A 16,984-nucleotide genomic window follows, 5' to 3' on the forward strand; every position below is an offset into this window, starting at 1 on the left:
GGTCCGGCGCAGGAGACCAACCATGAAACATCGCAACTTCCAGGGCAGGGACGCCCAGCGGCGCGCGTCGGGCGACACGCGTACCCTGCCCGCCCAAGGCGTGTCGGCCGGCAATCGTCCGTCCGACGACCTCGACACCTTGCTCGCGCTCGCACGCGAAGCCGGGCTGCTCGTCACGCTCGACGGGCAGATCGGCCGCGAAAAATACCAGAGCGTCGCGGGGTCGCTACTCGCGCTGCAACGGTTCGCCGCAGCCCTCTGCGCGCGGGCCGCCCTCGACGCTCCCGCCGTTGCCGAGCCACGCCGCAAGGCGCGCCCCGGCTGGCCGCATGCGAACCGGCAGCGCAGTCGCACGTCCGTCGCGCGCGGGCCGATGCATGTCGGGCGTCAACGTCCGCGTGTACGCCGCGGCGCCGGCCGCCGGCACGATCTGCGGTCGATGCTTCGCACCTTCTGAACGCGCACGCAGCCGGCACGGCACGGGGCCGTGTCATGACTGCGCGCGACAGAAGCGTCTGCAGGGCGTGCAGTGGCCGCGCGTGTATTGCGACGCCGCGCATGCCGCGACCATCACCGATCCGCATTGGCGCGACCGCGCGCCATTCCGGGCCATCACGCGCCGTTCCACACGGCAGCATTCACGACGATTCCTGCGGGGAAAAGAAATCAGACGGGGCCAACAACGCGGAAAGCGGACGGGGTGACTTGCACCCCGCCCGTCCTCCAAGGCAGCCATCGGCTGCCTACCCTCGTGCCAGAGAGTTCCCGGCGGATGACGCGCCATGCAACGCGTGGCGCGGCTCCTGAAAATGATGTAACGGCGACGCATGCGCAGTCGATCCATGCTCGCGTTCATGCGCGCTCGTCATCGCGCATGCGCGAGAGACCGGCCGCGTCGCCGGATGCTCCGTGAATGTCTCATGCGATGCGCATACCGTTTCTGATGCAGGTCAACCCAAGCCCGCTTCGTGCCCGACACCGCGCCATTCACTCCGCGCCACGCACGAGCAAAACGGGGACTTGCGCGAGGTGCGCAACGCGGCGCGCGACGCTGCCGATCAACCACGCGGCAATGCCGCGCCGGCCATGCGTGCCGACCACCAGCAGTTCTGCACGCCAGTGCACGGCGTCGCGCATCAGCGCATGCGCCACGTCGTCGCTGGTCGGGCGCGTTTCGACGACACCGCGCTTGGTCGGGTTGCCGGTCGCCTGGAATAGCGGGCCGATCTTCGCAAGCGCATCCTCGCCCTCCGCGCGGTACGCGTCCTCCAGCGCGCGCACCGGCACGATATCCGTCAGGCGAATCGCACGATCGATCACGTACGCTGCATACAGCAACGTCGTCGGCGCCGCGAAGCCGAGCCCGACGCGCACCGCGTGCAGCGACGGCTCGCTGCCGTCGACCGCAAACATCAGACGTTGCAGCGTGCCGTCCGACGGGCGCGCATAGCCGACCGGCACGATCAGCAGCGCGCACCTCGCGCGCGTCGTCAGCGTGTCCGAGATCGCGCCTTCGACGAGCCGCAGCAGCCCGTGATGCGGATTCGCGCCGACTACGAGCACGTCCGCGCGCCACGCCAGCGTGTCGTTCACCAGCGCATCGGCGACCGTGCCGCCGGTGACCGACGTATCGACGATGGCCTGCTCGACGTCGATGCCGCTGTCGGCGAACAGCGCCGCGATCCGCGCGTTGATGGCTTGCGCTTCGCGGATCATGTCCTCGCGCGCAGACGTCAGCAGCGCGTCGATACGCGGAATGTCGGGCAGGACGAGGCGCGGATTGTTGATTGCGCAGACGATGCGCAACCGCATGCCGGCATGCAGCAGCGTGCGCGCATAGCGCGCGGCGGACAGCGATTCGGGCGTCGGATCGACGGCCAGCACGATCCGGGCGAGCGGCGGGATGGACTGGACAGGCTGCATGGCGAAGGTCTCCGTGCGTGCGCGTCGCCGCGGAACGACGACGGGAGCTTCGCGCGGAAGCGGCGCGCGGCGGCCGGACAGCCGCCGCGATCGCTGGGATCGGCGGGTAGCCACGCGAAGCGCGGACTAGCAATGGGTTCAGCATAGGTCGTCCGGCCCGCGCCCGCATGATCGCGATCAACGATCGCGCAGCCCTGCCCTTACCGTTTACGACTTCGTCGGTACCGATGCCGCCGGACGGTTCGCGTAGAACAGCGCATACGCGATGCCGAGCAGCACGATCCATACGGGCCCGATCACGAGCGCGACGCGTGTGTCGGGCGTGAACGCCATCAGCACGACGACCAGCGCGAGAAAGCCGAGCGCGACGAACGAACCGACCGGATAGAACGGCACGCGGATCGGCAGGCGCGCGATCTTGTCGGCCGACAGCGTGCGGCGAAAGCGCATCTGCGCGATCAGGATCACGCACCAGGTCCAGATCGCGCCGAACGTCGACACCGACGTGAGCCACGTGAACACGTGCTGCGGCGCGAGATAGTTGAGCAGCACGCCGATCAGCAGCAGCGCGACCGACACGATCACGCCATACACCGGCACGCCGTTGCGGTTCACGCGGCCGAGCTGGGCCGGCGCCTGGCCCTGATGCGCGAGGTTGTAGAGCATCCGCGCGGTGCTGAACAGGCCGCTGTTGCACGACGACAGCGCCGCGGTCAGCACGACGAAGTTGATGATGCCGGCAGCGGCCGGAATGCCGAGCCGCGAGAACGTCATCACGAACGGGCTGCCCTGCGTGCCGATCTGGTCCCACGGATAGAGCGACATGATCACGAACAGCGCGCCGATGTAGAAGATCAGCACGCGCCAGAACACCGAGTTCACGGCCTTCGTCAGCGACTTTTCCGGGTTGCGCGCCTCGCCGGCCGTGAGGCCGAGCATTTCGACGCCGAGATACGCGAACATCACGATCGGCAGCGCGGCGATCACGCCGCCGATGCCGTTCGGCATGAAGCCGCCGTGCGCCCACAGGTTCGAGATGCCGGTCGCGACACCGCCGTTGCCGATGCCGAACCCGATCATCAGCCCGCCGCCGATGATCATCAGCACGATCGTGACGATCTTGATCAGCGCGAACCAGAACTCGAATTCGCCGTATAGCTTGACCGCGATGAAGTTCACCGAGCCCATCGCCATGAGCGCCGCGAGCGCCCAGATCCAGTTCGGCACGCCGGGGAACCACATGTGCATGTAGACGCCGACCGCCGTGATTTCCGCCATGCAGGTGACGATCCACACGAACCAGTAGGTCCAGCCGGTCAGGTAGCCGGCGAGCGGGCCGAGATAGTCGCGCGCGTAGCGGCTGAACGCGCCGGCGACCGGATTGGTGATCGCCATTTCGCCGAGCGCGCGCATGATCAGGAAGATCGCGATGCCGCCCAGCAGGTAGGTCAGCAGGATGGCCGGGCCGGCCGTGCGGATCGCGGTGGCCGAGCCGAGGAACAGGCCGACGCCGATCGTCGCGCCGAGCGCCATCAGGTTGATGTGCCGTTCTTCCAGCCCGCGGTGCAACTGGTCTTCTGGTTGTTTCAAGTCCGTCTCCTGGCAGCCGCGCGCGGGCCGCCGTCATTGTGTCGATGTCAATGCGCGACCGTTCATGCCGATACCGGCAGCCGAAAACGAAATAATCTCCGCGGTCGATTTCAAAATGAGAAACGACACGAATACTGCGTCAATCCGATTGGAATCGCCGCGGATTATCCGTATTCCCCGGAACAATCCGGAAAACGGATCGGGCCTTTCACGGAATACACCCGTGCGGACCGTACGACGCGGCTGTGCGCGTGACGGACGGCAACGGGATCAATCGCTTTCGGCGCGAACGAACGCGCGTCGAATGTGTGCGATCACGCGCACGCAATACGCAGGCGGGATTATAAGAATGATCAGACGTTTCACGCCAGCCGATTTTCGAAAAATCGGAATGCGTGAAACCGGCGGTGGAATTCGAATGCGCGCGGTGCCGCGCGCACATTTATTTGGACAGCGTCGCGCGCACCGTATATTCGCCTTCGAGCGCACCGTGTTCCGGCCGCACGAAATAGCGCGACGAATCGAGATCGGCCGGCATCGGCTCGACCGGATAGCCGTGCTTCTCCCACGCATCGAGGCCGCCCTTCAGCGCCCGGATGTTGTGGATCATCTTCTTGCGCTGCATCTTCGCGATCAGGCGCTTCGCGGTCGCCTCGTTCGGGCACACGCAATAGACGACGATCGGCCGTTTCAGCATTTCCGGGTCGAGCAGGTCCGGCGAATCGAGATCGACCGGCACCGCGCCGGCGATCCGGTACGGCTCGCGCTCGCGAATCGCTTTTGGCCGCGCGTCGAAGATCAGCGGCGGTTCGTCCGACGTCATCATCTCGACGAGTTGCGGCGGTGAGATGCGCACCTGCGCAAGATAGCGGCGGAACTGCACGCGGCGCACCCAGCGGTACAGCAGGAACGTGATAAAGATCGCGAGGAACGCGTCGAGGATCGTGCCGCCGCTCGCGCGCACCCACAGCACGAACTGGACGATCTGGTCGTGAATGGCCGCGCCGCCGACGAGCCAGAACGCGGCCCACAGCGACGCGCCGGCCAGATCCCAGAACAGGAATACGCCCACGCCGATTGCAGTCGTGCCGAGCAGCGGCGCCGACACGAGGCCGAGGCCCGGCAGGAACTTGGACAGCACGAGCAGCGGCGCGCCGTATCTTTCGAATACGTTACGCGCGAAGCGCAACGTCGTGTCGAGCGACAGCGAGAAGCGTACGAGGCCGTTCAGCAGGCGCCGGCCGCGCGTGCGGCCCATGAAGAACCACAGCGAATCGGCGAGCATCGTCGCGCCGATCGCCGCCGCGAACATGCTGGCCCACGACGCTTGCCCCATTGCCGCCATCGTGCCGCCGAGAATCAGCATCGGCACGGCCGGCACCGGCACGCCGAGCTGCGTGATCAACACGCTCGCGAACACGGCCCACGGGCCGAGCGACGATGGAATTGCAATGGGAAAGTGCCACACGGCGGCGCTCCTGGAAGACATGCGGGCCGCGCGACGGGGACCGTCGGACCGGCTGTGCAACGGCCGCTGCGGCGCGTCCGCAGCAGGCCTTGTGCATCACGGGCATTCTAAACGGGTTTGGCCGGGATCGCGCGGAACACACGCCGCCGGCGCGGGCTTCGGGCCGACGGTTGCACCGCCGTGACAATCACGCGTCAGGGCGCTGCGCGAGCTTTGCGACGTGTTCCGCGTAGTCGGGAAACGCGGCAGTCAGCATGGCCGCGTCGGCCAGCTCGAATTCCGCGAACTCGAAGCCCGGTGCAACCGTGCACCCGACGAGCGCGACGTGCTCCGGCGACGCGCAGCGCGCGCCGAACCAGCGTCCGGCCGGCACGACCGTCTGGAACACGGTGCCCGGATGCGTGAGCGGGTTGCCGAGCCGGTGGATCGTCAGCCCGTCGCGCTCGTCGAGCACCCACACCTCGAGCGGATCGCCCGCGTAGAAATGCCAGACCTCGTCGGACCGGATCCGGTGCCACGACGAATAGGCGCCATCGCACAGCAGGTAGTAGATCGCGGTCGATGCGGCGCGCGGCGCGCCGTCGGCCGGACGCACGACCGAATCGGTCGCGCGATAGGTTTCGCGGAAATAGCCGCCTTCGGGGTGCGGCTGCAGGTCGAACTGGCGGATCAGGTCGGTGGCGGAAATCGGCATGGCGGATGACGTCGATAAGGTGAGAAACCGGCATCCGGCGTACGGCTCGGTTCATCGCGGATGCGACCGGGTGCCGCCGGATACCGCTGCGTCGATCGCCGGGCCATGCGCGCGGCGAGGAAGCGGACACGGTCGATGCTGCCAGAACTGCGTGTCGGGATGCAACCGCGGGCATGCAATAACGGACCTGCGGAGGCCGTCCCGGGCGCCCTCGTCCGGACGACGCATGCGGCGAACGCGACAGGCGAACTCACGCGCGCCGCGCCGATCAGCGCGTCGCACGTTCCATCAGGCAGACATCCGGCAAAGGCGCGCGGCAGTCTCCTGCCGGCAACCGCAACCGCAACCGCTCAACCGCTCGAGCGTCAGCGCGGCACCGCGTGCATCACGCGGCCGCCGGCGTGCCCGGCTCGCTGTGCCGCACCAGCAGCACGGGCCGGTCGGCCGCGCGCAGCAGCGATTCCGCGACACTGCCGAGCAGCAGGCGGCGCAGGCCGTGCCGCCCGCTCGTGCCCATCACGATCAGGTCGGCGTCGGTTTCGGCCGCCGTACGCATCAGTACCGTCGCGATGTCCTCGCCGTACGCATCGAGCGCGCGCACGGTGCCCGGCACGTGTTGCTGCGCGAGCACCGCTTTCGCGTCGTCGAGCACTGGCGTCGCGGCAGCGGTCGCGGCCGCATCGCCGTCGCGCTCGGCCGCGAAGCCCGCATCGACGTCGACGAGCTGCGGCCGATGCTCGACGACATACGCGCAGGTGACCTCGCCGCCGGACGCTGCCGCGATCCGGATCGCCTCGTTCAGCGCGAGACGCGCATTCGGGCTGCCGTCTAGCCCGACGAAAATCCGCTTGTACATGGTCCGTCCCTCCGACCGGGCACGCGCCGCGCATCGCGCAACGGCGGCCCGTTACCGCAAACCGGCCCGGTGCCGGCTTGCCTGCCGAACAGTCTGCTCCACGTGTCGACGCGCTCGTTGACGCGCGTCAAGCGCGGCCGGCGTGCCCGCTGCTCCGCGCCGTTTGCCGCATTTTCAGGTGACCCTATTACATAAAACGTGTAAAACGCGCACAATTTCATCTTGAAAATAGACGTTGCACGCAGCCGGTGCGAGTTTTGCCCGGTTTTGCCGCGCCGCCCGAGTGCCAAGGGCCCCGACAACTGAATGGCCATTGAATGACCGCCGGTGGAACCCCGACGCGTGACGCCCGAGGGCACACGCGCCTCCAGACCATGTTACGCCAGCCGCTCGCGGCCGGCGTCGTTGCGCTGTTCGCCGGCGCGGTGCTGTCGCTCGGCGTCGCGCTGCTGGTGCGCGGGCAGTGGCAAAGCGCCGTCCATACGCGCTTCGAACGCCGCACGGCGCACGTGACCGCGATGCTGCGCCACGAACTGCAGTCCGGCGTCGCCGTGCTCGAAAGTGCGCGCGGCGCGTTCGGCCTCGTGCCGGACATGACGCCGGAACAATGGCGTCGTTATGCGGAGACGCTCGGTCTCGACAACGGCCGCTCGCCGATCCGGCAGCTCGGCTATGCGCCGTTGCCGCCTGCCACACGCAGCGCCCTCGCCGGCGCGAACCCGATGCCGGCCAGCCCGCTCGCGGCCGCAACGCTCAGCGCGCCCGCATCGAACTCGCCCGTCGTGCGCTTCGCTGCTTCCGACGCCGCGCCACTCTCCCGCGCGCTTCAGACCGGCGATATCGCACTTGGCGTCCACCCGGCCGACGACGACGCGTCCCGCGACGCACGCACCCTCACGCTGTTCCTGCCCGTGACCGCGTCGCGGCATGCGGCCGCCACCCCGTCCGGCACGCGCGAAGCCGGCGCCGACGGCGTGCTGTTCGCTGCGCTGAGCCCGCGGCGCCTGGTCGAGCGTGCGCTCGACGCGGAACGCGGGATCGACCTGTGGATGACCGCCGGCGGCGATTCACGCGCGATCGCCAGTGTCGAAACGACGACCGACGAGGCGTCGGCTTCGCCCGACCTGCTGCGGCGCACCGACGTGCTGAATTTCGGCGGCACCATGCTGACGCTCGCCTATTCCGCCGACGGCCGCCCGAGTGCAACCGGTGCGCAACGCGCGGCCGGCACCGTGCTGGCCGCCGGGCTGATCGCGTCGTTCGCATTCGCGGCGCTCGTCCATGCGCTGGTGCGCGGCCGGTCCGGCGCCGCGGCCGATTCCGGCGCGAGCAGCCGCGGCATCCTCAACGAAGCGCGGATGATGGGCATTATCCGTTCGTCGATGGAAGCGATCATCACGATCGACGAAAAGCAGACGGTCGTGATCTTCAATCCGATGGCCGAGCAGGTGTTCGGCGTGTCCGCGATGGAGGCGATCGGCGCGCCGTTGTCGCGCTTCATCCCCGAACGGTTCCGTGCCGCGCACGCGAAGCACGTCGACCAGTTCGGCGTGACGGGGGTTTCGGAGCGCCAGATGGGCCGCCAGCGCGTGCTGTTCGGGCTGCGCGCCAACGGCGAGGAATTCCCGATCGAGGCGTCGATCTCGCAGATCCGCGACGCGTCGGGCAAGCTCTATACGGTGATGCTGCGCGACATCACCGAGCGGCTGCGCGCCGAGAACGCGCTGAAGCAGTCACGCCAGGAATTGCGTGAACTGTCGGCGAACCTGCAGAACGTGCGCGAAGAGGAAAAGACGCGCATCGCGCGCGAACTGCACGACGACCTCGGCCAGCAGCTCACCGCGCTGAAGATGGACCTGTCGGTCGTCGAGCAGCAGTTGCGCGTGCCCGGCCGCGCGCAGCCCGACGCGGGCATGCTGTCGCACCTGCAGGGCATGCGGCGGCTGATCGATGCGACAGTCGCATCGGTGCGGCGCATCGCGGCCGACCTGCGCCCCGTGATGCTCGACGATCTCGGCCTCGTGCCCGCGATCGAATGGCTCGCGAACGATTTCACGAACCGCTACGGGATCGATGTCGAGCGTCACGTCGAAACGGGCGGCCTCACGTTCACCAGCGCGGGCGCGACCACGCTGTTCCGCATCGTCCAGGAAGCGCTGACGAACGTCGCGCGCCACGCGGATGCGACGCGCGTCGCGTTGCGGCTCGATATCGAGGACGGCTTCTGCGTGCTGCGCGTCGCGGACAACGGCCGCGGCGCGGCGCCCGGCGGCCCGGCTCACGAGGACAAATCGTTCGGCCTGATCGGCATTCGCGAACGCGCACACATGCTCGGTGGTACCGTGACGATCGATACCGCGCTCGCGCGCGGTTTCTCGATTACCGTCGCGTTCCCGCTCAGTACCGTTCAACAGGAAACCCTCATCACATGATCACGGTGCTCATTGCCGACGACCATACGCTCGTGCGCGATGGTCTGCGGCACATTCTCCAGAACGCCACCGGATTCGAGGTGGCCGGCGAAGCCTGCGACGGCCCGTCGACGATCGCGCTCGTGCGCTCGACGCCCGCGCAGGTGCTCGTGCTCGACCTGTCGATGCCCGGCCGCAACGGCGTCGAACTGATCAAGCAGATCAAGGACGAGAAACCCGCGCTGCGCGTGCTCGTGCTGACGATGCACGCGGAGCAGCAATACGCGGTGCGTGCGTTCCGCGCGGGCGCGTCAGGCTATCTGACGAAGGAAAGCGCCAGCGCCGAGCTGGTCGGCGCGGTCACGAAGGTGGCGTCGGGCGGCGTCTACGTGAGCCTCGCGATGGCCGAGCAGTTCGCGCAGAGCCTGAACGAGCCGGCCGAGACGCTGCCGCACCAGCGGCTGTCCGATCGCGAATTCGACGTATTCCGGCGGATCGCCGCCGGCCAGACGCTGACCGAGATCGCACAGGCGCTGTGCGTGAGCGCGAAGACGGTCAGCACCTACAAGACACGGATCCTGGAAAAGATGCAGATGCCGCACGAAGCGGCGCTGGTGCGTTACGCGATGCGGCACAAGCTGCTCGACGAAACGGACGACGTGTAACGGACGACGTCCGGCGGCGGATGGCGGGTTCGACCGGCTGCGCGGCATGCGGCCGGTCAAGCGGTGCATGACTTTACTTGCCGGGCACCGGGCACGCGAGATCGCCTTCCTCGCAGGACAGATAGCCCTTCAGCGTTTCGGTACGCGCTTTCGTCAGATCGTCGAGGCAGGTCGATACGACCATCGGGTATACGCTGCCGCCCTCTGCATTCGCGCTGGAGAAACTGCATTCGGCATCGCGGTACGCGATCCACGCGCGCTGCACGTTCACGAGTTTGTCGGCAAGCGGCCGTGCATCGCGCAGGCGTGCGGTGACGGCCTGGTAGGTCCGGTTCAGCTCCCCGTCGGATTTCTTGTACGCACGATCGGCACATGCCGTCATCGTCGCCTGATCCGTTGCGTCCGCACAATTCGCCTGTGCATGGGCAACGCTCGCCGCCAGCGCCAGCGAGCACAGCAGACCGGTCAAGACACGCATGGATGCTCCTTGTTGTTCGTTGAAGTCGTGGAAGCCGGTGCGGAGCCTGATGCCCCTGCCGCGCCTCGGCGCGCGGCGACACCGTCCGCGATGCTAGCGCACGCGCGTTCGCTTGTCAGCCGGCATCGTGCCCCCGTGCCGGCTTGCATATCGTCCACGCGCGCCTACACTGGAAAATCGATACGCCGCTTCAGGCCCGCGCTATCGCATCCATCCCGTCCCGCTTCCGCGCATTCTTCAGCGCATTTCGCGTTCGTGCCGTCGAGCGGGCATGACGTTTCGTCAGCCGGTTTCCTCTGCCCTGCGCACCGCGCAATCGCCGTCGCTCCCTGGAGGAAATCATGAGCTATCACCTGGAAGGCCGTCTGCTCGAGGTCTGCAACTGCCGCGTACTGTGCCCCTGCTGGATCGGCGAGGATCCGGATTTCGGCGTGTGCGACACCATCGTCGCCTGGCATGTCGACAAGGGCACGGTCGACGGCGTCGACGTCGGCGGCAATACGATCGCCGCGGTGTGCCGTGTGCCGGGCAATATCCTGCAAGGCAACTGGACGGCTGCGATCTACGTCAGCGACACGGCGTCCGACGAGCAGGAGAAGGCGCTCCTCAAGGTCTATACGGGACAGGCCGGCGGCCCGATCGCCGAACTCGCGAAACTGATCGGCAAGGTCGTGTCGATCGAGCGCGCACCGATCCGGTTCGACGTCGAGGGCGCGCGCGGCACGCTGTCGATCGGCACCGACTATCACGCGGAACTCGAGCCGTACCTGGGCCCGAGCGGCGCGCAGACGACGCTGACCGACACCGTGTTCTCGACGGTGCCCGGCGCACCCGTGTTCGTCGGCAAGGCGCCTGTCTACCGGTCGAAGAATGCGGCGATCGGCATCGACCTCGATCTGAAGAATCACAACGCGTTGCAGAGCACGTTCCTGTTCGACGCGTGAATCGCGGTCGCACGGAAACGGCCATGGCAGCGTCGCTGCACCGGCGCCTGTTCCCGCTCGTGTTCGCGAGCCTCGTCGCATTCGCGTGGGTCACGCTGTGGGCGTGGACACGCAGTCCGTACGGGCGTTATCTCGAGCACGGCGACGGTGCCGCCTCCGAACCGTTCAACGCACTGTGTCGCGCGCTGCCGGGTGGCTCGCTATGGCTGCCGGCCGTGCTCGACGCGGCCGCCTGGACGCTGATGATCCTGGCGATGATGCTGCCGACGACGCTGTCGCTGTTCGATGCGTTCGCGCGCGTCGTCTCGAACCGCCCGGACCAGACGCACCTGCTCGCGCTCGTTGGTGTCGGCTACGTCGTCGCGTGGAGCGGATTCGGCCTCGTCGCGCACGGCCTGCATGCGCTGCTGCTGATGGGCGTCGCGCATGTGCCGGCACTCGCGTGGCGCGGCTGGCTGATCGGCGCGGCCGTGTTCGCGCTCGCCGGCGCATTTCAGTTCAGCCGGCTGAAGGAACACTGTCTGGACCGTTGCCGCACCCCTTTCGGTTTCGTGATCAGCCGCTGGCGCGGCCGCACGCCGTTGCGGCATGCGTTTGCGCTGGGCGCAAGCCACGGGCTCTTCTGCGTCGGGTGCTGCTGGGCGCTGATGCTGCTGATGTTCGTCGTCGGCGCCGGCAGTCTCGGCTGGATGCTGTCGCTCGCCGCGCTGATGGCCATCGAAAAGAATGCGGTGTGGGGACGGCAGCTCACGGCGCCGCTCGGCGTCGCGCTGTTCGGCGTGGCCGTGCTGATCGTCGCGAACCACGCGTGAGGCCCGCGATGCGTCCGCCCGCCTCCGCATTCGCGCTGCACGTGCGACCAGGCGTGCGGGTTGCCGCGCTGACGTCAGTCGCGATGCTCGCATTCGCATCGAATTCGCTGCTGTGCCGGCTCGCGCTGCAGGCCGGGCGAATCGACGCGGCCAGCTTCGGCAGCCTGCGCCTCGTGTCGGGCGCGCTGATGCTCGCGATCGTTGCCCGCGCGGGTGCGCGACGGCCCGCCCCGCCCGCGGACTGGCCCGCGGCGGCGATGCTGTTCGCCTATGTCGCGTGCTTCTCGTTCGCGTACCTGACCGTCAGTGCCGCAACCGGCGCGCTGATCCTGTTCGGCGCGGTGCAACTGACGATGTTCGCGGCGGGATGGCGCGCCGGCGAACGGTTCGCCCCGGCCGGCTGGGCCGGGTTCGGCGTCGCGCTCGGCGGGCTGCTGTATCTCGTGTCGCCGGGGCTCGCGGCGCCGACGCCACAAGGCGCCGCGCTGATGACTGTCGCCGGCGTTGCATGGGGCATCTATTCGATACGCGGCCGGAAGCCTGCCGATCCGGTCGCGGCGACCGCCGGCAACTTCCTGCGTGCCGCACCGCTCGCGCTCGCGTTGAGCGTCGCGCTCGCCGCCCGCATGCACGTGACACCGGCCGGCATCGCGCTTGCGGTGCTTTCCGGTGCGCTCACATCGGGCCTCGGCTACGTCGTCTGGTATGCCGCGCTGCGGCACCTCACGGCCATGCGCGCCGCGGCGATCCAGTTGTCCGTGCCGCCGATCGCCGCGTGCGGCGCCGTGCTGTTCCTGTCGGAACAGCCGACCTGGCGGCTCGCGCTCGCATCGGCCGCCATCCTCGGTGGCGTCGCGGCGGTGCTCGCGACCCGTGCCCGCCACGCGGGCGCCGCGCCGTGACGGCCGGCGGGCGCACCGCACTCGCCCCGGCTCGTTCGTGCATGCAGAAACGCAAAACCCGTCCACGGATACCGTGCACGGGTTTCGGGGGAAGCGGCAAACCGGGCGCCATGGCGGCGCCGGCCGGCTTAGTGGCCGAAGTACACCGACGTGCGATCGGCGGCGGCCGGCACGACCACGCGCTGGCCCGACTGCGACGTCGCGGCGGCATTCGCGCCGTAGCCCGTTGCGTCGGCTTGCGCGCCGGTGTTCTGCGCGGCGGCGATCTTTGCCTGGGCGGCCTGGATGTTTTCCGGGTAATTGATCCAGTCGTTCGGGTTGTAGCCGGCCTTTTCGAGCTGGACCAGTTCGGCGCGCACTTGCGCGCGCGTCAGCGGCTGCTGGTTCGACTGGGCGAACGAGACAACCGGTGCGGCCACCAGAGCGGCCAGTGCAACTGCCTTGATCAGCGATTTCATGATGCGTTACCTCCAGGATTGTTTTGTCAGGCGCTTCGGACTCGGGGTCGTTGCGCATGAGTAGAAGTCTAGGAGGCGCGACTATCAGGGTAAATACTTAAATCGCGAATTCACTATTGACGGGAAGAGCACAATCGCGCGGGAATAACGCCATTCATCAGATGATTATCGGCATTCATACGCCGAATGCTGCGATACGGCATCCGGCGCGTGCTGCCCGCGCTTCAGCGCGATTGGTCGATGTCCGCCGCCGCCATCAGCCTGTCGAACAACAGTGCCTTGAGGCGGACCAGGTCGTCGGCGCCGATCTCGCCGAATGCGGCGTGATGAAGCGTCAGCGCCGGCGCCGACGGATCGGCATGCACGGCCCGCACCGTGCCGTCGAGCGCCAGCCATTCGACGCGGTCGCCCGCCGCGTACGGCAGCAGCACGCGCAACGGCTCGCCGGCCGCGGCGATGGTCCGGTCGAACGCGACCGACAGCCCGCTCAGGCTGATGTCGTGCACCATTCCGATGCTTTCCGTGCCATCCGCGCCACCCGTGCAGCAGGCCGCGACCCGTGCCGGCACGCGCGGCTCCGCGCGCGTGCGCAGCCGGTCGACGAAGCCCGGCGGCGACAGGATCATGAACGGCGCGGCGCCCGACACCTGCACCGACTCGACCGTCGCGCCGAAACGGGACACCGCGGCCCGGCCGATCGCCACCGCTTCGATGTCGTCGCCGCGCGCGAATTCGAGCACGGCCGCCGGCTGAGGTTCGACGAACAGCGCGCCCGACGCGGCGATGCCGATCAGCCGGCAGCGCTGCAGCGCGCGTGTCGTGCCGACCCGGCGGCGGATGCCGATCGCGGCGCCGGCCGCCAACCCCATGCGCTTGGCGGGCGGCACCGCGCCATGCACGCGCGGATCGGCATCGGCGTTTTCGCGCACGCGCATGGGCCGGAAATGATCGAACAGGAAAGCATGCTGCGCGGCATCGCGCAGTGTCGTGCCGGCCGGCAGCAGCGCGGCGCCGTCGGCATCGTAGAGATCGAAGCCGAGCGGAACGCCGGCGGAGAGATCGTCGCGCACGAGCGCGACGTAGTCGGTGGGAAGCCGCATCGGAGAGGCGCGCGGAGCGACCGCGCGAACTGTCGTGACAACCTGATTACGGCAGCTTCGCGCGAAATCTGAACGGCTTCGTTACTGTGAGGCGCCGGTCGTGTCGGGAGCGACCGGCGCGGTCGGCTGGGCCGGCGTGGCGGGAGGTGCGGCTGCCGGTGCGGCGCCGGTGCCCGTGCCGACACCGCTCGTCGTACTTGCGCCGGCTGCCGGCTGCGGTGCCGGCTGCGGTTGCGATGCGCCCGCCGACAGCGCCGCGGCCGATGCGGCCACTTCGGACGCCGGTATCCATTCCTCGACGATGCCGCCGGACGCCGCTTCGGGCGCCGATGCCGTCGACGCGGCCGATGCTGCGCCTTCGTCGGCTTCCGATGGAGGCTCGACACGCTGCGTCCTGACGGGCGTGGGCGTCTTCTTCGGCTCGGTCCTGAACCACGTGTCGAACAGGTCCGACGCACGCTCGCGCAGCGATGCGAACCAGCCTGGCGACGGCTCGGTATCGAATTTCGCCTTCGTGTCGACGATCCGGGCGCGCTGCGCGCGCTGGAAGAAATCGCCGACGATCGGCAGCGCGCTGTGCGCGCCCTGCCCCCAGTAATCGCTGCGCAGCGTCACGCGGCCGTCGTCGAAACCGACCCACGCACCGGCGACGAGGCCCGGCTGCATCAGGATGAACCAGCCGTCCGCGTTGTCCTGCGTCGTGCCCGTCTTGCCGGCCACGTCGCCACGGATCCCGAAGCGCGTGCGGATGCTGCCGCCTGTGCCGCGCGTCACGACATCGCGCATCACGTCGAGCAGCGTCTTGTCGGTTTCGGCGTCGAACGCGCGCTCGGGCGGCCCCGGCGCGTATTCGGCGAGCACGTCGCCCTGGCGGTTTTCGATGCGCGTCACCATTTGCGGCTCGACGTACAGCCCGCCGTTCGCGATCGTCGCGTACGACGCGACCATCTCCTTCAGCGTGACCGGGCTCGTGCCGAGCGCGAGCGACGGCACGCGCTCGAGCGGGCTTTCGCGCACGCCCATGTCGCGCGCGAGCCGTGCGACGGCCGCGGGCCCGACCTTCTCCATCACCTGCGCGGTGATCCGGTTGCGCGACAGCGCGACCGCGTCGCGCAGCGTCATCGGTTTGCCGGTGGGCGGCACGTCGTCGTTCGGCCGCCAGATCTCGCCGCCCTTCAGCGGGATCTCGACCGGCTGGTCGATGAACGTGTCTTCCGGCTTCATCCCGCTCGCGAACGCGGCGCCATAGACGAACGGCTTGAACGTCGAGCCCGGCTGGCGCCGCGCCTGCGCGACGTGATCGAACGGCTCGTTGGTAAAGTCGCGGCTGCCGACCCAGGCGCGGATCTGCCCGTCGCGCGGATCGATCGCGAGGAAGCCGGCCTGCACGTCGGTCTTCGTCTTGCACAGCGCGCGCATGAAGCCGCGGTCGGCCGCGAGCAGCTTCATCGCGGCCGCGTCGTCCTTGCCGGCGTCCTGCGCGGCCTTGTACTCGGGCGACTCGCGCATGAAGGTGCGGAACACCTCGTTGTCGGTACCGCAGCCGTCGCGGCCGCTCCATGCGTTGTTCGCAATGCCCTGCAGCTGATTGCCCTGCAGCGTGAGCGCCTGCGTCGCCATCTGCTGCAGCCGCGAGTCGATCGTCGTGCGCACGATCAGCCCGTCCGAATAGATGTTGTAGTCGTTACGGTCGGCCCACGCGATCAGCCATTTGCGCAACTGCTGCGCGAAATGCGGCGCCGGCCCCGGCGGCTCCTTCTGGCGCTCGAAATCGATACGCAGCGGCCTGCGCTGCAACTGCGCGAACTGCGCCGCCGACAGCTTGCCGTACTTCACCATCTGGCCGAGCACCGTGTTGCGCCGCTGCAGCGCGCGCTCGGGATTCAGCACCGGGTTGTAGTAGCTGTTGCCCTTCAGCATCCCGACGAGCGTCGCGCTGTCGAGCACGTCGAGCTCGTCGGCCGACTTGTCGAAATAGGTGCGTGCGGCCATCTCGACGCCGTACGCGTTGTACAGGAACGGCACCGTGTTCAGGTAGGTCTCGAGGATCTGGTCCTTGCTGTAGACGGCCTCGATCTTCAGCGCGGTGATCGCTTCCTTCACCTTGCGCGTGAGCGTCGGCGCGCGGCCGATCTCGTCCGGATACAGGTTGCGCGCGAGCTGCTGGGTGATCGTCGAGCCGCCCTGGCGGCTACCCGAGAACGTATGGAGCGCGGCCGATGCGGTGCGTTTCCAGTCGAGGCCGTGATGCTCGTAGAAGCGATGGTCCTCGGTCGCGATCAGTGCGTCGACCATGTGCGGCGAGATCTGCTTGAGCGGCACCCACTCGCGGTTCGACGGCTTGAATTCGGCCAGCAGCTTGCCGTCGGCGGACAGCACCTGTGCGGGCTGGTCGACGCGCGCCTTGCGGATGTCGCCGATGCCCGGCGTGAACGGGATCAGTACGATCACGTAGAGCACGAACAGCGCCGGCACGGCGGCGGCCGTGAGCAGCACGCCGCGGCGCGTCGGATGACGGAGATGGTGCCACGCGGCGGCGGCGAGAGGCTTGACCCTCGCGACGGCGGCAGCCGCGACGGGTTGGGCGCGCGCGATCCATCTGGCACAGAAATCACGCACTGACGACACGTTTCGGCGATTCACGCGGGTGGGGCTCGGCTGAAAAGGGTGCATCGTACCAAAA

The 16,984-nt window shown here is 68.3% G+C and carries 15 protein-coding genes; 6 read left to right on the forward strand and 9 right to left on the reverse strand.

Going from position 1 to position 16,984, the window contains the following annotated elements; all coding sequences use genetic code 11:
- The first annotated feature begins 22 nt into the window (after positions 1-22).
- Positions 23-457 carry a hypothetical protein gene (locus ABD05_RS28630; protein WP_047903305.1) on the forward strand — a complete coding sequence of 145 codons (435 nt, stop codon included), beginning with the start codon at positions 23-25 and terminating at the stop codon, positions 455-457.
- Between the two features lie 530 nt (positions 458-987).
- On the opposite strand, the gene ABD05_RS28635 is transcribed toward ABD05_RS28630, so the two are convergent.
- The 5 genes from ABD05_RS28635 to ABD05_RS28655 all read right to left on the reverse strand — a co-directional run bounded on the left by ABD05_RS28635 (position 988) and on the right by ABD05_RS28655 (position 6,531).
- Positions 988-1,923, reverse strand: a complete 936-nt coding sequence (locus tag ABD05_RS28635; RefSeq protein ID WP_047903306.1) for a universal stress protein — start codon at positions 1,921-1,923, stop codon at positions 988-990.
- Between the two features lie 207 nt (positions 1,924-2,130).
- Complete coding sequence (locus ABD05_RS28640) at positions 2,131-3,513, reverse strand: amino acid permease (protein WP_047903307.1); 1,383 nt, start codon at positions 3,511-3,513, stop codon at positions 2,131-2,133.
- A gap of 442 nt (positions 3,514-3,955) precedes the next feature.
- Positions 3,956-4,981, reverse strand: a complete 1,026-nt coding sequence (locus ABD05_RS28645; RefSeq protein ID WP_047903308.1) for a DedA family protein/thiosulfate sulfurtransferase GlpE — start codon at positions 4,979-4,981, stop codon at positions 3,956-3,958.
- Between the two features lie 187 nt (positions 4,982-5,168).
- On the reverse strand, positions 5,169-5,675 hold the full coding sequence (locus ABD05_RS28650) for a cupin domain-containing protein (protein ID WP_047903309.1): 507 nt from the start codon (positions 5,673-5,675) through the stop codon (positions 5,169-5,171).
- 385 nt (positions 5,676-6,060) lie between these two features.
- Positions 6,061-6,531, reverse strand: coding sequence for a universal stress protein (locus ABD05_RS28655; protein WP_047903310.1), 471 nt, complete (start codon positions 6,529-6,531; stop codon positions 6,061-6,063).
- A gap of 317 nt (positions 6,532-6,848) precedes the next feature.
- Between ABD05_RS28655 and ABD05_RS28660 the strand changes: the two genes are divergently transcribed.
- Positions 6,849-8,963 carry a PAS domain S-box protein gene (locus ABD05_RS28660; RefSeq protein WP_047903311.1) on the forward strand — a complete coding sequence of 705 codons (2,115 nt, stop codon included), beginning with the start codon at positions 6,849-6,851 and terminating at the stop codon, positions 8,961-8,963.
- Complete coding sequence (locus ABD05_RS28665; protein WP_047903312.1) at positions 8,960-9,607, forward strand: response regulator; 648 nt, start codon at positions 8,960-8,962, stop codon at positions 9,605-9,607. Before ABD05_RS28660 ends, ABD05_RS28665 begins: the two co-directional genes overlap by 4 nt.
- A gap of 73 nt (positions 9,608-9,680) precedes the next feature.
- Here the strand turns inward: ABD05_RS28665 and ABD05_RS28670 are convergent, their stop codons facing one another.
- Positions 9,681-10,085, reverse strand: a complete 405-nt coding sequence (locus ABD05_RS28670; protein ID WP_047903313.1) for a lysozyme inhibitor LprI family protein — start codon at positions 10,083-10,085, stop codon at positions 9,681-9,683.
- Positions 10,086-10,426: 341 nt separating this feature from the next.
- On the opposite strand from ABD05_RS28670, the gene ABD05_RS28675 reads away from it, so the two are divergent.
- The 3 genes from ABD05_RS28675 to ABD05_RS28685 are packed head-to-tail and all read left to right on the forward strand — an operon-like array spanning position 10,427 to position 12,743.
- Positions 10,427-11,029 (forward strand): DUF1326 domain-containing protein, encoded by a 603-nt coding sequence (locus ABD05_RS28675; RefSeq protein ID WP_047903314.1) that lies wholly within the window; start codon positions 10,427-10,429, stop codon positions 11,027-11,029.
- A 23-nt stretch (positions 11,030-11,052) separates the two neighbouring features.
- Positions 11,053-11,841 carry a DUF2182 domain-containing protein gene (locus ABD05_RS28680; RefSeq protein WP_047903315.1) on the forward strand — a complete coding sequence of 263 codons (789 nt, stop codon included), beginning with the start codon at positions 11,053-11,055 and terminating at the stop codon, positions 11,839-11,841.
- Between the two features lie 8 nt (positions 11,842-11,849).
- Positions 11,850-12,743 carry a DMT family transporter gene (locus ABD05_RS28685; RefSeq protein ID WP_047903316.1) on the forward strand — a complete coding sequence of 298 codons (894 nt, stop codon included), beginning with the start codon at positions 11,850-11,852 and terminating at the stop codon, positions 12,741-12,743.
- Positions 12,744-12,871: 128 nt separating this feature from the next.
- Here the strand turns inward: ABD05_RS28685 and ABD05_RS28690 are convergent, their stop codons facing one another.
- From ABD05_RS28690 to ABD05_RS28700, 3 genes are all read right to left on the reverse strand, one after another.
- Positions 12,872-13,201, reverse strand: a complete 330-nt coding sequence (locus ABD05_RS28690; protein WP_047903317.1) for a DUF4148 domain-containing protein — start codon at positions 13,199-13,201, stop codon at positions 12,872-12,874.
- Between the two features lie 224 nt (positions 13,202-13,425).
- Positions 13,426-14,301 (reverse strand): PilZ domain-containing protein, encoded by an 876-nt coding sequence (locus tag ABD05_RS28695; protein ID WP_047903318.1) that lies wholly within the window; start codon positions 14,299-14,301, stop codon positions 13,426-13,428.
- 81 nt (positions 14,302-14,382) lie between these two features.
- Positions 14,383-16,974, reverse strand: a complete 2,592-nt coding sequence (locus ABD05_RS28700; RefSeq protein WP_047903876.1) for a penicillin-binding protein 1A — start codon at positions 16,972-16,974, stop codon at positions 14,383-14,385.
- Positions 16,975-16,984: the final 10 nt, after the last annotated feature.

This window comes from Burkholderia pyrrocinia (assembly GCF_001028665.1).
GTDB classification, from domain to species: domain Bacteria; phylum Pseudomonadota; class Gammaproteobacteria; order Burkholderiales; family Burkholderiaceae; genus Burkholderia; species Burkholderia pyrrocinia.

Excerpts from the sequence above, each read along its gene's own strand:
- ABD05_RS28665 (WP_047903312.1), top strand. The coding sequence starts at position 8,960 with ATGATCACGGTGCTCATTGCCGACGACCATACGCTCGTGCGCGATGGT.
- ABD05_RS28690 (WP_047903317.1), bottom strand. The coding sequence starts at position 13,201 with ATGAAATCGCTGATCAAGGCAGTTGCACTGGCCGCTCTGGTGGCCGCA.
- ABD05_RS28700 (WP_047903876.1), bottom strand. The coding sequence starts at position 16,974 with ATGCACCCTTTTCAGCCGAGCCCCACCCGCGTGAATCGCCGAAACGTG.
- ABD05_RS28655 (WP_047903310.1), bottom strand. The coding sequence starts at position 6,531 with ATGTACAAGCGGATTTTCGTCGGGCTAGACGGCAGCCCGAATGCGCGT.
- ABD05_RS28650 (WP_047903309.1), bottom strand. The coding sequence starts at position 5,675 with ATGCCGATTTCCGCCACCGACCTGATCCGCCAGTTCGACCTGCAGCCG.
- ABD05_RS28660 (WP_047903311.1), top strand. The coding sequence starts at position 6,849 with ATGACCGCCGGTGGAACCCCGACGCGTGACGCCCGAGGGCACACGCGC.
- ABD05_RS28680 (WP_047903315.1), top strand. The coding sequence starts at position 11,053 with ATGGCAGCGTCGCTGCACCGGCGCCTGTTCCCGCTCGTGTTCGCGAGC.
- ABD05_RS28695 (WP_047903318.1), bottom strand. The coding sequence starts at position 14,301 with ATGCGGCTTCCCACCGACTACGTCGCGCTCGTGCGCGACGATCTCTCC.
- ABD05_RS28670 (WP_047903313.1), bottom strand. The coding sequence starts at position 10,085 with ATGCGTGTCTTGACCGGTCTGCTGTGCTCGCTGGCGCTGGCGGCGAGC.
- ABD05_RS28675 (WP_047903314.1), top strand. The coding sequence starts at position 10,427 with ATGAGCTATCACCTGGAAGGCCGTCTGCTCGAGGTCTGCAACTGCCGC.
- ABD05_RS28685 (WP_047903316.1), top strand. The coding sequence starts at position 11,850 with ATGCGTCCGCCCGCCTCCGCATTCGCGCTGCACGTGCGACCAGGCGTG.
- ABD05_RS28635 (WP_047903306.1), bottom strand. The coding sequence starts at position 1,923 with ATGCAGCCTGTCCAGTCCATCCCGCCGCTCGCCCGGATCGTGCTGGCC.
- ABD05_RS28630 (WP_047903305.1), top strand. The coding sequence starts at position 23 with ATGAAACATCGCAACTTCCAGGGCAGGGACGCCCAGCGGCGCGCGTCG.